The organism is Dyella acidiphila (genome assembly GCF_014863405.1).
Taxonomy (GTDB): Bacteria; Pseudomonadota; Gammaproteobacteria; order Xanthomonadales; family Rhodanobacteraceae; genus Dyella_B; species Dyella_B acidiphila.
This window is the reverse complement of the sequence record NZ_JACZZA010000002.1, coordinates 391,712-406,292: the sequence shown is the minus strand read 5'-3', so window position 1 is coordinate 406,292 and position 14,581 is coordinate 391,712. Positions and strand designations below refer to the sequence as shown.

The window sequence follows — 14,581 nt, the reverse complement described above, 5'->3', positions numbered from 1 at the left end:
TGCCGACCTAGAAGTTTCTTGCGAATGACCATCTCGATCACTCCCACCGCCAATCAGCGCATGCGCCAGTTCCTGGCGCAGTCTCCGTCCGCCGCTGGCGTCCGCTTCGGCGTGAAGCGCACGGGCTGCTCGGGTTTTGCCTATGTGGTGGATCTGGCCGAGGCGGCCGGCGCCGAGGATCAGACCTTCCAGATCGACGGCGTGCCGGTCATCGTGGACACCAAGAGCCTGCCGCTGGTCGATGGCACCGTGATCGACTTCCAGCGCCAGGGCCTCAACGCCAGCTTCGTGTTCCACAACCCCAATGCCACCGGGGAATGCGGCTGCGGGGAAAGCTTTACGGTCGGCTGAGCTTCGGCCGTTCCGCTCGGCCGCTTGTGCTGAGTGATTGATTCCGCTTAGAATTCCGCTTCTGCCCGCGTGAAAAAGGCGCGGACAGTCCCTTGCCTCACCGCATCGACGGGAGGCTGCCGGGCCCGTAAGGGCCACATCCATAAGGAGTTTTCCGATGACCTTGCGTCATTACGAAGTAGTGTTTCTGGTCCACCCTGACCAGAGCGAGCAGGTTCCGGCGATGATCGAGCGCTACAAGGCGCTGATCACCTCCGACGGTGGCACGATCCATCGCCTGGAAGACTGGGGCCGCCGCCAGCTGGCCTACCCGATCGTGAACCTGGCCAAGGCTCACTACGTGCTGCTCAACATCGAAGTGAGCCAGAGCGTGCTGAACGAGCTGGAATCGGGCTTCCGCTTCAACGACGCCGTGCTGCGCCACCTGGTCATCAAGCGTGACGAGGCCGACACCGATCAGTCCTTCATCCTCAAGAGCAAGGAAAAGGATGATGCCAAGTCTTCGCGCCGCCGCGATGACGACAGCGATGGCGATGACCGCCGCGTCGGCCGTGCCGACAGCGACGATGCCGATTCCGACGACTGATTAGGAGCCTGAGCCATGTCCAAGTTCTTCCGCCGCCGCAAGTTCTGCCGCTTCACGGCCGAAAACGTCAAAGAGATCGACTACAAGGATCTCAACACGCTGCGCCAGTACATCACTGAGAACGGCAAGATCGTTCCCAGCCGCATCACCGGCACCAAGGCCCGCTACCAGCGTCAGCTGGCTGCCGCCATCAAGCGCGCCCGTTTCCTGGCGCTGCTGCCGTACACCGACAACCACGACGTCTAATGTCGTGTCGCGCCTCCTCTCCCCGCCGGGGAGAGGAGCGCATGCAACACTTCGGACAACCGTCCACGGCTGCGCCGGGCCACTCCGGTGCTAACGAATTGAGGATGTACCCATGGAACTCATTCTGCTCGAAAACGTGCGCAACCTCGGCAAGCTTGGCGACAAGGTCAAGGTGAAGCCGGGCTACGGCCGCAACTACCTGCTGCCGCAGGGCAAGGCTGTGCGCGTCAATGCTGAAAACCTGGCCGCGTTCGAAGCGCGCCGCGCCGAATACGAAGCCAAGGCCAGCAAGTTGTTCACCGATGCCGAGTCGCGCAAGGCCAAGCTGGTCGACGTGTCGGTCACCATCTCCGCCAACGCCAGCCCCGAAGGCAAGCTGTACGGCTCGGTCGGTCCGCGTGAAATTGCCGATGCGCTGCAGGCCGCCGGTCACGACATCCATAAGGGTGAAGTGATCCAGGGCGAAGGCCCGATCCGCCACATCGGCGAATTCGAGGTCGTGATCAGCCTGCACGCCGACGTGCAGGGCACGGTCAAGGTGATCGTGGTCGGCGAGAAGTAATCGCTCGCGCCACCCTCCGCCGGATGCAGACGGGCGCCGCCAGGCGCCCGTTTGTTTTGGGCGCCTCGCTGGGGCGCCCAGGTTTTATCCCCAGCTTTTCCCAGGTTATCCACAGCGTAGCCACAGACTTATTGTCTTAACGGCTGCGACTGCGTTGCGTATGCTCCTCTTTCGTGCCTGCCCGCAGGGTATGCGCACCTTTCCTCGCCGCAGGGAATGTCCATGTCCTTCGTGCCCGATCGCAAATCCGGCAACAGCAGCAATAGCGCCATCGAGGCCTTGCGCGTACCCCCGCATTCCATCGACGCCGAACAGGCGGTGCTCGGTGGCCTGATGCTGGCGGCCGATGCGCTGGACAAGGTCGCCGACAAGCTCAGCGAGCAGGATTTCTACCGCAAGGATCACCGCCTGATCTGGCGCGCCATCAGCGAGCTGGCCAATAAGGGCATGCCCTGCGATGCGGTGACCCTGGGCGACTGGTTCGAGGCCAATGAACTGGCCGAGATGGTGGGTGGCGCCGGCTACTTGATCGAGCTGGCCAATGCCACGCCCAGCGCGGCCAATATCGCCGCCTACGCCGAAATCGTGCGCGAGAAATCGGTGCTGCGTCAGCTGATCGACGCAGGCACTGCGATTACCGAAGACGGCTACCGCCCGGAAGGCAAGGGCGTACATGAAGTGCTGGAACTGGCCGAGCAGCGCGTGTTCCACATCGCCGAATCCGGCGCACGCGGCAAGAAGGAAACCGTGTCCATGCGCGAGGCGGTGAAAGACGCCTTCCGCTTGCTGCACGAGCGCTACCAGAACCGTGGCCAGCTCACCGGTATTTCCACCGGTTTTACCGACCTGGACAATCTCACTTCCGGCCTGCAGCCCTCGGATCTGATCATCGTCGCGGCGCGTCCGTCGATGGGCAAGACCGCGTTCTCGGTCAATATCGCCGAGGCCTGCGCGCTGCGGGCAAAAAAGCCGGTGGTGATCTTTTCGATGGAAATGTCTGCTTCGCAGCTGGCCTTCCGTCTGATCTCCTCGGTAGGCCGCATCCACCAGCAGCATCTGCGCAACGGCGATCTGGCCGAAGAAGATTGGCCGCGCGTCACCAATGCCATCGCGTTGCTGTCCGAAGCAAAGATCTTCATCGACGACACCCCCGGCCTGTCGCCGGTGGAAATGCGCTCGCGTTCGCGCCGCATCGCGCGCGAGCACGGCGGCCTGGGCCTGATCGTGATCGACTACCTGCAGCTGATGCAGGTGCCCGGCAACAAGGAAAACCGCGCCACCGAAATCTCGGAAATTTCGCGCTCGCTGAAAGGCCTGGCGAAAGAGCTGAACGTGCCGGTGATTGCCTTGTCGCAGCTCAACCGTTCGCTGGAACAGCGTGCGGACAAGCGCCCGATGATGTCGGACCTGCGCGAATCGGGCGCTATCGAGCAGGACGCCGACGTGATCATGTTTATCTACCGCGACGAGTACTACAACAAAGAATCGCCGGATAAGGGCCTGGCCGAAATCATCATCGGCAAACAGCGTAACGGTCCCACCGACACGGTGAAGCTGACCTTCCTGGGTCACTACACCAAGTTCGAGAACTACAGTCCCGATAGCTATACCGGCCATTTCTGAGCGGGTTTCGCCCGCGCATTGCCATGGCCTTGCCCTGATCTGCGGTTCGCGGGTGAGTACCCTATGATGCTGCTGGCGCAATGATCGGCGCCCGCGCATCTTCTTCGAGCAAGCAGGACCGCATGAGCCGTACCACCGTCGCAACCATCCATCTAGGCGCGCTGCGCCACAACCTGGAGCGGATTCGCAGCATGGCCGCGCCGGCCATGGTGATGGCCGTGGTGAAGGCCGATGCCTACGGCCATGGGCTGGAGCGGGTCGCCCGTGCGCTCGACGGCGCTGCGGACGCGTTTGCCGTGGCCGCACTGGGCGATGGCTTGCGCCTGCGTGCAGCAGGACATCGGCAGCGCATCGTAGTGTTGTCCGGCCCCGATCAGCCCGGCGATATCGCCGAGATGCAGCGCCTGGGCCTGGATGCCGCGATCCATCACGAAAGCCAGCTGCGCTGGCTGTCCGAAGCTACGCCCGCGCGCGGCCGTCTGCGCGTGTGGCTGAAGGTAGACAGCGGCATGCATCGGCTGGGCTTCGCGCCCGAGTGCGCCGCAGCGGTGCATGCGCAGCTGGCGGCGATGTCCGGCATCGATCCGGATATCGGCTTGATGACCCACTTTGCCGAATCCGAAGTGTTCGATGGCGCGCGCACGCGCGAACAGATCGAACGCTTCCAGCAAGCCACCAAGGGCCTGGCCGGCCCGCGCTCGCTGTCCAATTCCGCGGCTGTACTCGGCTGGCCCGATGCGCGCGGCGATTGGGTGCGTACCGGCGGCCTGTTGTATGGCCTCTCGGTAGTGGAGGGGCAGGCGGGTGAGGATTTAGGCTTTCGCGCCGCCATGACTCTGTCGACGCGCCTGATCGCCATCAACACCATTCGGCGTGGCGAACGCATCGGCTACAACGGTTTGTGGCAATGCCCCGAAGACATGCCGGTGGGCGTGGCCGCCGTCGGCTATGGCGACGGGTATCCGCGCAGTGCCGCATCGGGTACGCCCGTGCTGGTCGGCGATCAGCGGGTGCCCCTGGTCGGGCGCGTGTCGATGGATCTGATCACGCTGGACTTGCGTTCGGCGCCGCACGCGAAAGTGGGCGACCGGGTGGTGCTGTGGGGGCCGGAGCTGCCGGTGGAAATCGTCGCGGCCCAGTCCGGCACCATCAGCTACGACCTCACCTGCGGCATGACGCGGCGCGTGCTGTTCGTCGAGGACGAGCAATAACATCCCCGTCTCGGCGCCTGCGATAAGCGCAGGCTAAGCTCCCTTTATTCAGCCCACGCAGATCACCCCATGGCCAAAGCCAAAACCGCCTACGTCTGCGCCGATTGCGGTGCCGAGCACAACAAATGGCAGGGCCAGTGCGTGGAATGCGGCGCGTGGAACACGCTGTCGGAATTCGTGGTGCAGCCGTCGCAGAAATCGATCGCGGCGGCGCGGCAGGGCGGTTATGCGGGAGCGGCCAATCAGGCGCCGCGCGTCACGCCGCTGACCGAAGTGCTGGTAACCGCCGAGTCGCGCACGCTGACCGGTATCGGTGAGCTGGATCGGGTGTTGGGTGGCGGTCTGGTCGATGGTTCGGTGGTGTTGATCGGCGGCGATCCTGGCATCGGCAAATCCACCTTGCTGTTGCAGATGCTGGGCGTGCTGGGCGAGAAGTTGCCCAGCGTGTATGTCACCGGCGAAGAATCGCTGGCACAGGTGGCCGCGCGCGCGCAGCGGCTGGATCTGCCGCTGCAGCCGCTGCATGCGCTGGCCGAGACGGGTATCGAGCGCATTCTCGACCAGGTCGCCGCCTCGCGTCCGCGCGTGCTGGTGATCGATTCGATTCAGACGATCTGGACTGATCTGCTTACCGCGGCGCCCGGTTCGGTCAGCCAGGTGCGCGAATCGGCGGCCAAGCTGACCCGCTTTGCCAAGGAAACCGGCACCTCAGTATTCCTGGTGGGGCATGTCACCAAGGAAGGTGGTATCGCCGGTCCGCGTGTGCTGGAGCACATGGTCGATGCGGTGCTGTATTTCGAAGGCGAATCGGGCAGTCGCTTCCGCGTGCTGCGCGCTTTCAAGAATCGCTTCGGTGCGGTGAACGAGCTGGGCGTATTCGCGATGTCGGAAAAAGGGCTGCGCGAAGTGCCCAATCCTTCCGCGATCTTTCTTTCTGCGCACAGCGGCCCGACCTCGGGCAGTGCGGTGATGGTGACGCGCGAAGGTACGCGGCCGCTGCTGGTGGAAGTGCAGGCGCTGGTCGATCAATCCTCGCTCGGCAATCCACGCCGCGTGGCGCTGGGCCTGGAGCAGAACCGCCTGGCCATGCTGCTCGCGGTATTGCATCGCCATGGCGGCGTGGCGGCTTACGACCAGGACGTATTCGTCAACGTCGTCGGCGGCATTCGCGTGCAGGAAACGGCGGCGGACCTGCCGGTGCTGCTGGCCGTGCTGTCGTCGCTGCGCGATCGCCCGCTGCCGGAGAAAACCATCGCCTTCGGCGAAGTGGGTCTTTCCGGTGAAATCCGCCCGGTGCCCAACGGCGAAGAGCGCCTGAAAGAGGCGGCACATCATGGTTTTCAGCGTGCGATCGTGCCCAAGGCCAACGCGCCGAAGAAGGGACGCGTGGGCGAAATGGAAGTGATTGGCGTGGAGCGCCTGGCGCAGGCGCTGGATGCGTGCCGCTGAAGCGGCGTCAATCCACCACGCGGTGCAGGATCAGCTCCAGCACGAACTTCGAACCGAAGAACGCCAGCGCCAGCACGCCCATGCCGATCAGGGTGAGATTCACCGCGCTGCGCCCGCGCCAGCCGTGCTTCCAGCGGCCATAGAGCAGGGCGCCGAATACCAGCCATGCCACGATCGACAGCACCGTCTTGTGCACCAGGTGCTGGCCGAACAGGTTGTCGACGAACAGGATTCCGGTCAGTAGGGTCAGCGTCAGCAGCACGAAGCCCGCGCCGATCAGGCGGAACAGCAGCGATTCGGTCAGCGTCAGCGGCGGCAGCGCGCTCAGCCATGCGCCCAGCTGGCGATGGCGCAGGGCGCGATCCTGCACCGCCAGCAGAATCGCCATCGCCGCGGCGATTGACAGCACGCTGAAGGCCAGCAGGGCCACGGTAACGTGCAGCTTGATATGCCAATCCATCGCCATCGGGGCGGTGGCCGGCGCCAGGAAGCTGTCCACCCAAAGCAACATGGCGCTGAGCGGGAACACGATCACGCCCAGCGTGGCTACCGGGCGGGTGAGGTTGACCAGCAGGGTGAGCGCCGACACCACGCAGGCGACCAGCGACAGCGCGGCAAAGAAGTGCAGGTCCAGCGCGCCGCGATGCATCGCCAGCAAGTCGCCGGCATGCGAGAGCACCGCAATGGTGGCGATCGCCAGGGCCGGCTTCGCAAAGGCGCTGGGCGTTGCCGTGCCGCCGCCGAACAGCGGCCGCGCCAGCAGCAGGCTGGCCAGCAGGTAGCAGACGATGGCGAAGATCGAGAGGGCGGAGAGCATGGCGTGCAAGTGTGGCATACGCGTTTGACGGGGTGAACGCGACGAATCGCCCGGGTCTCCGGTTGCTGCGGCCGCCGGCCGCCTGCGGCGATGCCCGGCGGCTGCCCGGAGGTCTGGTATATTTATCGGTCACTCTGTAAATGCAGCCGCCGTCATGTTCGAGTCGCTCAGCCAACGCCTCTCCACCACCGTCAACCGCCTGCGCGGCCGCGGTCGCCTGACCGAGGAAAACATCCGCGAAAGCCTGCGCGAAGTGCGCATCGCCCTGCTCGAGGCCGACGTCGCGCTGCCGGTGGTGCAGGCGCTGGTCGAGCGCGTGAAGGTGCGCGCGGTAGGCCAGGAAGTGCTCAAGAGCCTGTCGCCGGGGCAGGCGCTGGTGAAGGTGGTGAGCGACGAGCTGACCGCGGTGATGGGCACTGCCAACAGCGAGCTCAACCTCGCCCAGCAGCCGCCGGCCGTGGTGCTGATGGCTGGCCTGCAAGGCGCCGGCAAGACCACCACCGTAGCCAAGCTGGCTCGTTTCCTGGTCGAGCGCAAGAAGAAGCGCGTGATGGTAGTGAGCTGCGACGTGTATCGTCCGGCCGCTATCGAGCAGCTGCGTACGCTGGCCGAACAGGTCGGCGTGAATTTCTTCCCGTCGGAGGCAGGCCAGAATCCGGTCGATATCGCCAAGGCGGCGATCTCGGCAGCGCGTAAAGAAGTCATGGACGTGCTGCTGATCGATACCGCCGGCCGCCTGCACGTCGACGAAGCGATGATGGCCGAGATCAAGGCGCTGCACGCCGCGGTCACGCCGATCGAAACGCTGTTCGTGGTCGACTCGATGACCGGCCAGGATGCGGCCAATACCGCCAAGGCCTTCAGCGAGGCGCTGCCGCTGACCGGCGTGGTGCTGACCAAGACCGACGGCGATGCGCGCGGCGGCGCTGCACTCTCGGTGCGCTATGTCACCGGCCGCCCGATCAAGTTCCTCGGCGCGGGCGAAAAGACCGATGCGCTGGAGCCGTTCCATCCCGATCGCGTGGCCCAGCGCATACTCGGCATGGGCGACGTGCTGTCGCTGGTCGAGGAAGTGGAGCGCAAGGTCGACCAGGAAAAAGCGCAGAAGCTCGCCACCAAGGTGATGAAGGGCAAGCGCTTCGATCTGAACGACATGCGCGACCAGCTCGAACAGATGACCAACATGGGTGGCCTGGCCGGCCTGATGGACAAGCTGCCGGGCGTCTCGGGCCTGCCCGACAGCGTGAAATCCAAGGTCGACGACGGCGAAATCAAGCGCATGGTGGCCATCATCAGTTCGATGACCAAGAAAGAGCGCCGCCATCCGGATCTGCTCAACGGCTCGCGCCGCGCCCGCGTGGCGCGCGGCTCGGGTACGCAGCCGGCCGACGTGAACCGCCTGCTCAAGCAGTACATGCAGATGGAAAAGATGATGTCCAAGCTCTCCAAGGGCGGCTCCAAGGGCCTGCTGCGGCAGATGCGCGGCGCCATGAAAGGCATGGGCGGCATGGGTGGCGGCTTCCCGCCGATGCGCTGAATGGCGCCGGTGCGGCAGGGAATCGGCTAACCCCTTCCTTTTTCCTCAAATTTCATTAAAATGTCTCGTTTACCGCGTCCGTCCCAGGGCGCGTTTGCCGGGCCTGCCGGCAACTCTGGAGCTTTTACTATGGTTAAGATTCGTCTTTCGCGCGGCGGCGCCAAGGGCCGTCCGTTCTACCACGTCGTCGTGACCGACTCGCGCAGTGCGCGTGACGGCCGCAACATCGAAAACGTGGGTTTCTACAATCCGGTCGCTTCGGGCAAGGACAAGCGCCTTGAACTGAACGTTGCGCGCGTCCAGGAGTGGGTGTCCAAGGGCGCTCAGCTGAGCGACAAGGTCGCCGCTCTGGTGAAGGAAGCCGGCAAGCAGCAGGCTGCCTGAGCATGACCGCAGCCGGTCGGCGCGTCCTGGTTGGGCGCATCGTCGGGTTGTACGGGGTGCAGGGCTGGCTCAAGGTCGAATCCTGGACCGAGCCCCGCACACAGATCTTCAAGTACCAACCCTGGCAGCTGGCAACGGCGCCGGGCCAGGACCGGGAGATCGAAGGTATCAATGGTCGACCCCAGGGCAAAGGCCTCGTGGCCAAGCTGCCGGGAGTGGACGACCGGGATGTCGCGGCACCGCTGGTGGGACAGGACATTTATGTCGCCCGCGAGCTGCTGCCGTCGCCCGGTAAAGACGAGTACTACTGGGTCGATCTCGAGGGTCTCGAGGTCGTCACCACGGAAGGCGTGGCGTTGGGACGGGTAAGTCACCTGTTCGCAACCGGCGCCAACGATGTGGTGGTGGTAAGGGACGGCGAGCGCGAGCGGCTGGTTCCTTTCGTCCAGGGTGTTTACGTGCGTTCGGTGGATGTATCCGGCGGGCGCATGGTGGTGGACTGGGACCCTGAATTCTGAAGTGAGGGGTCCGATGCGCATCGATGTCGTCACGCTGTTTCCCGACTTCATGCGCCAGTGCGCCGCCGTCGGTGTGGTAGGACGCGCGCAGCAGCGCGAGCTGTTGCAGGTGGAAGCCTGGAACCCGCGCGATTACGCCACCGACAACTACCGTACCGTGGACGGCCGCACCTGCGGCGGCGGCCCCGGCATGGTGATGCTGATCGAGCCTTTGCGTGCAGCCCTCAAGGCGGTGCGTGAGGCGGCACCGGATCCGGTGCATGTGATTTACCTCAGTCCGCAGGGAGCGCGGCTGACGCAGGGCCGGGTGGAAGCGTTGGCAAAACTGCCGCGCATCGCCTTGCTTTGTGGACGTTACGAAGGTGTGGACGAGCGTCTGCTGGCGCACGAGGTCGACGAAGAGCTTTCTATCGGCGATTATGTGCTGTCTGGTGGCGAGCTGGGTGCCGCGGTGATCATCGATGCCGTGGGCCGCCTGCAGGACGGTGCGCTGAACGACGCGCAGTCGGCCGAGCAGGATTCGTTTTCGAACGGGCTGCTCGATTGTCCGCACTATGCAAAACCGGTGCACGATGCACTGGGCGACGTACCGGAAGTGCTGCTTTCCGGCGATCACGCGGCCATACGCCGCTGGCGCCTGAAGCAGTCGCTGGGACGGACCTGGTTGCGACGTCCCGATTTATTGGCGCAGCGCGCGCTGGATAAGGAATCCCGAGCGCTGTTGGACGAATTCCGCCGTGAATATGCGCACATGCAGGCACGGCAAAACGATGCGGTCAATGAAGACCGCAATCATTGAGAAAAGACAGGTGTTGCCATGAACAAGATCATCGAACAGTTCGAAGCCGAGCAGATCACCCGCCAGCTGCCGGAGTTCGGCCCTGGCGACACCGTGGTGGTCAACGTCAAGGTGAAAGAAGGTAACCGCGAGCGCGTACAGGCGTTCGAAGGTGTCGTCATCGCCAAGCGCAGCCGCGGCCTGCATTCGGCCTTCACCGTGCGCAAGATCTCGCACGGCACCGGCGTGGAGCGCGTGTTCCAGGCGCACAGCCCGAGCATCGAGTCGGTGACGGTGAAGCGCAAGGGCAAGGTGCGCGGCGCCAAGCTGTATTACCTGCGTGGCCTGGAAGGCAAGGCCGCCCGCATCAAGGAAGACATCGCCGCTTCCTCGTCGCGCGACTGATTCCAGTCCGACCGCACGAACAAACAAAACCCGCGGAGCGATCCGCGGGTTTTTGTTTTGCGCCGTAGCGTAGGTTGGGTTAGCGCAGCGTAACCCAACGAATCTCCATCGAAGCCAGCCATCGTTGGGTTACGCTGCGCGAACCCAACCTACGTGGGTGTTCAGAGGTTGACCATCAGCTGCTGCGGCTCCTGCAGGAAGTTGCCCTGCACGAAGTCCACGCCGCAGGCGAACAGCATCGAGGTGCTGGCTGCGTCTTCCACCCATTCGGCCACGGTCATGCGCTTCATGTCGTGTGCCTGCTGGCAGATCTCGGTGACCTTCTTCTGGTTCTCCGGATGCTGCGGCAGATCGGCCATGAAACTGCGATCGATTTTCAGGTAATCGGCATCGATGTGATTGAGCAACTGGAACGAGTTCAGGCCCGAGCCGAACTGTTCCAGCGCGAAGAAGCCGCCCAGCTTTTTCCACGCATTGATGAACTCCTGCGCTGGGCGCAGCATCGTCACCACCTTGCTTTCGGTCATTTCCAGCACCAGCCGGCCGTTCTTCAGGTTGGCCTGCTTCAGCGTGCGATCGAGCCATGGCAGCAGCTGAGACTGCTGCTGCAGCGAATCGGGCGTGAGCTTGACGAAGAAGGTGGTGGGAAAGCCCAGCCGGTCGCGCGATTTCAGTGCGGTGATTGCCTGGTTCAGCACCCAGCGGTCGATTTCGGCATTGAGGCCGTTCTTCTCGGCGATGGGCATGAAGAAGCCGGGCAGTACCTCACCCTGCGGACCGTTCATGCGCAGCAGGATTTCCGAGTAATCGCCCTCGGCATCCTGCAGGCTGATGGTCTGCTGGTGGTAAAGCACGAATTCGTTCTGGGTGAGCGCCTGGCGCAACAGGCTCAGCCAGTTGCGCTCGCGTTCGGCATCGGCCTTTTCGCGTGCGGCCGGATCGTGCAGTTCGCTGCGGTTGCCGCCCTGACTCTGCGCGCTGCGCAGGGCCTGGTTGGCCTGGTTGAGCAGCATGTCGGTATTGGCGTTCTTCTCGCCGAGCAGGCTGCCGCCGATGCTGGTGGTGAGAGTGATCGACTGAGTGCCCAGATCGAAAATATCGCGCGACATCACCTGCTGCAGCGAGGCGATCCAGGTGTGGATCGCCTCGTCGCTTTCGGTATGCAGGATCACGCCGATGGTGTGCTCGGCCAGCAGGCCGGCGATATCTTCTTCGCCCAGCTGCGCATTGGCGCGCTTGGCGAAGGCGGCCAGCAGTTCGTCGGCCTTGCCCAGGCCGATGCCGTTGACGATGGTGGCCCAGTTGTCCGGTTCGATCAGCAGCAGGCTCTGGCCCTTGCGGCCCTCGCTGGCGGCTGCCACGGCGTTATCGATGCTTTCCAGCGTGCGTGCGCGGTTGTACAGGCCGGTGACCGGGTCGCGCTGCAGCTGCTCGACCAGGACCGGGTCGACCTGCTGGCGGCGGAACACGATCTGCAGACAGCTTTCGCCTTCGAAGGTGGCGTGGGTGAATTCGGCCGTGGCGAGAAAGGTGCTGCCATCGGCGCGGCGCGCCTGCAGTTCCAGGCGGGAGTCGGCCCGCTCGCCGCGCGAGAGTGCGCGCAGCAGGTTCTTGAAGGCCTCGCCGTCGCTGGGGCTGACCAGATCCAGTACCGGCAGGCCGAGCAGGTCATCGTATTCCTCGTAACCGAAGGTATCGAGGTAGGAGCGGTTGGCGCGCACGTGCATGCCTTCATGCACGTAGGCGATGGGATCGTTGGAGGAATCCAGTAGCGCATCGCAGCGGCGTTCCGACTCGCGCAGCGCCGTTTCCAGTCGGCGTACCTGGCGGCGTGTATGCAGCGAGTCGAACTCGCGCCTCACCACCGTGATCAGCTGCTTGGGCTGGCTGCGCGAGGCGACCCCGGAGACGCCGTCCTGGAACATCTCGGCCACACCCTGGTCGTCGATTTTTACGACGCAGGCGATCAGCGCAATATCGCGCGCGCTGGCTTCGAGCTGTTGCGCGACGCTGCGCAGCGGCAGGGTGCTCACCGTGGGATTGAACAGCACCAGGTCCGGGCCGAGCTCTTCCAGCGCCGCATGAATCTGCTCGGTGGTGGTCGCCCGTGCCGGACGCACCGCGATGCCCGCATTGCGCAACAAGGTAATGATCTGTTCCGCGTCCTCGACCGAATTCTCGATGAAGAGGATCTTGATGACGGAGTCTGTCTTCATGGGCGCGACGTGCTTCCTTGGATAGGGGCTGCCCGCGCAAGGCGTTCGCGGGCTGGCCGGCACTGCATCGAAGTTTTAACGGATTCTGTTCAGCCTCGCCAGCGTTAATTCATGCTTTGGCGAGTAGGTCACAGTGGCCGCTTGGACGGGTCGCCCTGAATTTCACGTACCAGCTTGGGTACGAGATAGCCGGGGAGCCGGCTGCGCATCGCTTCCATCAATGCCAGTGCCTGGTCGTCCGTGACTTCGAAATGCGCAGCGCCCTGCACGCGATCGAGCTGGTGCAGGTAGTAGGGCAGCACGCCGGCGGCGAACATGCGTTCCGACAACGCGGTCAGTGCCTGCGCATCGTCATTGACGCCGCGCAGGAGCACAGCTTGATTGAGCAGCGTGACCCCCGCATGGCGCAGGCTGGCGCAGGCGGCATCCACGCTGCCGTCGAACTCGTTGGCGTGATTGGCGTGCAGCACCAGCACTTTCTGCAGCGGCAGCGCGTGCAGCCATTCGAGCAGGGCGGCGTCGATGCGCTCGGGCAACACCACCGGCAGGCGCGTGTGGATCCGCAGGCGGGTAACGTGCGGCAGCTCGGCCAGGCCGCGGCTTAGCTCCTCGAGCTTGCTGGTGGCCAGCGCCAGCGGATCCCCGCCGGAGAGGATCAGCTCGTTGATCGACTTGTCATCAGAGACATGCTTGAGCGCCTGCTGCCATTGGCCGGCAGCAGCCATCTCCTCGCCATACGGGAAGTGCCGGCGGAAGCAATAGCGACAGTTGATGGCGCAGCTGCCGCTGGCGATCAGCAGCGCCCGGCCGTGGTACTTGTGCAATACCCCTTGCGCCTCGCGTGCGGCCAGGTCGCCCACCGCATCCGTGACGAAGCCGGCGGCCTGCACCAGCTCGGCCAGCTGCGGCAGCACCTGCAGCAGCAGCGGATCGCCCGCATCGCCGGGCCGCATGCGCGACGCGAAGCCGCGCGGCACGCGCAGCGCGAAGCCGGCATCGGCGGCGGGCAGGCGGTCGGCGAGGTGGCCCAGCTGGAGCAGGTCCAGCAGTTCGCGGCCGTCGGTAATGGAATCGCGCCATAGCTGCCGCCAGTCGGGGCTGGCGGTAGGTGTAATGCGGGCGCCGGAGCTTGCGGTTATCATAGAGGGCTGCGTATGGGGCCTGAGGGCCCTGAACCATCCATTTTAGCCGCGGTTGGCGGCAGTTTCCCCTATTGGAGCGAAGTAAATGGCCACGTACGACCTTAATGGCGTCAGGAACGGTCTGAAGATCATCGTCGACGGCGATCCCTACATCATCACCGAGGCGGAGTTCGTCAAGCCGGGCAAGGGCCAGGCCTTTACCCGCATCAAGGTGCGCAACCTGCTCAACGGCCGCACCACCGAAAAGACCCTCAAGTCGAGCGACTCCTACGAGGGCGCCGACGTGGTCGACACCGACATGCAGTACCTCTACAGCGACGGCGAGTTCTGGCACTTCATGCACCAGGAATCGTTCGAGCAGCACCAGGCCGACGCCGCCGCCATGTCCGATGCCTCCAAGTGGCTGAAGGGCGAGGAAGAGTGCGTGGTGACCCTGTGGGACGGCCGCCCGATCGCGGTGCAGGCGCCGAACTTCGTGGAACTGAAGATCGTCGAGACCGATCCGGGCCTGCGCGGCGACACCTCCGGCGGCGGCGGCAAGCCGGCCAAGCTGGAAACCGGCGCGGTGGTGCGCGTGCCGCTGTTCGTGAACCAGGAAGAAGTGATCCGCGTCGACACCCGCTCCGGCGAGTACGTCAGCCGCGTGAAGTGACGCACTGGCGCGCGAACACTGTTCGCGCCCTTGCCGGCTGATCATCCCGGCGCAAGCCGGGATCCCGTTCCAGCACGACCCGCGAAGCACACAACACTCCAACC

At 64.4% G+C, this 14,581-nt stretch carries 16 protein-coding genes; 13 read left to right on the top strand and 3 right to left on the bottom strand.

Features of this window, described 5'->3' with window-relative positions:
- The first annotated feature begins 24 nt into the window (after positions 1–24).
- The 7 genes from IGX34_RS06400 (at position 25) to radA (ending at position 6,028) form a co-directional block, all read left to right on the top strand.
- Positions 25–351, top strand: coding sequence for a HesB/IscA family protein (locus tag IGX34_RS06400; protein WP_192554855.1), 327 nt, complete (start codon positions 25–27; stop codon positions 349–351).
- A 157-nt stretch (positions 352–508) separates the two neighbouring features.
- The gene (gene rpsF / locus IGX34_RS06395) at positions 509–937 is read left to right on the top strand and encodes a 30S ribosomal protein S6 (protein ID WP_192554854.1); all 429 of its coding nucleotides are present in this window, start codon (positions 509–511) and stop codon (positions 935–937) included.
- Between the two features lie 15 nt (positions 938–952).
- The gene (gene rpsR, locus IGX34_RS06390; protein WP_192554853.1) at positions 953–1,183 is read left to right on the top strand and encodes a 30S ribosomal protein S18; all 231 of its coding nucleotides are present in this window, start codon (positions 953–955) and stop codon (positions 1,181–1,183) included.
- Positions 1,184–1,295: 112 nt separating this feature from the next.
- Entirely contained in the window at positions 1,296–1,745 is a 450-nt protein-coding gene (gene rplI / locus IGX34_RS06385; protein ID WP_192554852.1) for a 50S ribosomal protein L9, read from the top strand.
- 222 nt (positions 1,746–1,967) lie between these two features.
- Positions 1,968–3,368, top strand: coding sequence for a replicative DNA helicase (gene dnaB / locus IGX34_RS06380; RefSeq protein WP_192554851.1), 1,401 nt, complete (start codon positions 1,968–1,970; stop codon positions 3,366–3,368).
- 122 nt (positions 3,369–3,490) lie between these two features.
- Entirely contained in the window at positions 3,491–4,579 is a 1,089-nt protein-coding gene (alr, locus tag IGX34_RS06375; protein WP_192554850.1) for an alanine racemase, read from the top strand.
- Between the two features lie 69 nt (positions 4,580–4,648).
- Complete coding sequence (gene radA / locus IGX34_RS06370) at positions 4,649–6,028, top strand: DNA repair protein RadA (RefSeq protein WP_192554849.1); 1,380 nt, start codon at positions 4,649–4,651, stop codon at positions 6,026–6,028.
- A 7-nt stretch (positions 6,029–6,035) separates the two neighbouring features.
- On the opposite strand, the gene IGX34_RS06365 is transcribed toward radA, so the two are convergent.
- Positions 6,036–6,863: a cytochrome C assembly family protein gene (locus IGX34_RS06365; protein WP_225737260.1), complete on the bottom strand. Its 828-nt coding sequence runs from the start codon at positions 6,861–6,863 to the stop codon at positions 6,036–6,038.
- A 136-nt stretch (positions 6,864–6,999) separates the two neighbouring features.
- On the opposite strand from IGX34_RS06365, the gene ffh reads away from it, so the two are divergent.
- The 5 genes from ffh (at position 7,000) to rplS (ending at position 10,467) form a co-directional block, all read left to right on the top strand.
- Positions 7,000–8,382 (top strand): signal recognition particle protein, encoded by a 1,383-nt coding sequence (ffh, locus tag IGX34_RS06360; protein WP_192554848.1) that lies wholly within the window; start codon positions 7,000–7,002, stop codon positions 8,380–8,382.
- A 129-nt stretch (positions 8,383–8,511) separates the two neighbouring features.
- Positions 8,512–8,766, top strand: a complete 255-nt coding sequence (gene rpsP / locus IGX34_RS06355; protein ID WP_188797885.1) for a 30S ribosomal protein S16 — start codon at positions 8,512–8,514, stop codon at positions 8,764–8,766.
- 2 nt (positions 8,767–8,768) lie between these two features.
- A complete protein-coding gene (gene rimM / locus IGX34_RS06350; RefSeq protein WP_192554847.1) occupies positions 8,769–9,284 on the top strand; it encodes a ribosome maturation factor RimM in 516 nt (171 codons plus the stop codon).
- 13 nt (positions 9,285–9,297) lie between these two features.
- Positions 9,298–10,083, top strand: coding sequence for a tRNA (guanosine(37)-N1)-methyltransferase TrmD (gene trmD / locus IGX34_RS06345; RefSeq protein ID WP_192554846.1), 786 nt, complete (start codon positions 9,298–9,300; stop codon positions 10,081–10,083).
- 18 nt (positions 10,084–10,101) lie between these two features.
- Positions 10,102–10,467 (top strand): 50S ribosomal protein L19, encoded by a 366-nt coding sequence (rplS, locus tag IGX34_RS06340; protein WP_192554845.1) that lies wholly within the window; start codon positions 10,102–10,104, stop codon positions 10,465–10,467.
- A 161-nt stretch (positions 10,468–10,628) separates the two neighbouring features.
- Here the strand turns inward: rplS and IGX34_RS06335 are convergent, their stop codons facing one another.
- On the bottom strand, positions 10,629–12,683 hold the full coding sequence (locus IGX34_RS06335; RefSeq protein ID WP_192554844.1) for an EAL domain-containing response regulator: 2,055 nt from the start codon (positions 12,681–12,683) through the stop codon (positions 10,629–10,631).
- Positions 12,684–12,811: 128 nt separating this feature from the next.
- Entirely contained in the window at positions 12,812–13,825 is a 1,014-nt protein-coding gene (gene epmB / locus IGX34_RS06330) for an EF-P beta-lysylation protein EpmB (protein ID WP_192554843.1), read from the bottom strand.
- An 85-nt stretch (positions 13,826–13,910) separates the two neighbouring features.
- Here epmB and efp point away from each other — a divergent pair, with 85 nt between their 5' ends.
- Entirely contained in the window at positions 13,911–14,477 is a 567-nt protein-coding gene (gene efp, locus IGX34_RS06325) for an elongation factor P (protein ID WP_192554842.1), read from the top strand.
- Positions 14,478–14,581 lie beyond the last annotated feature (104 nt).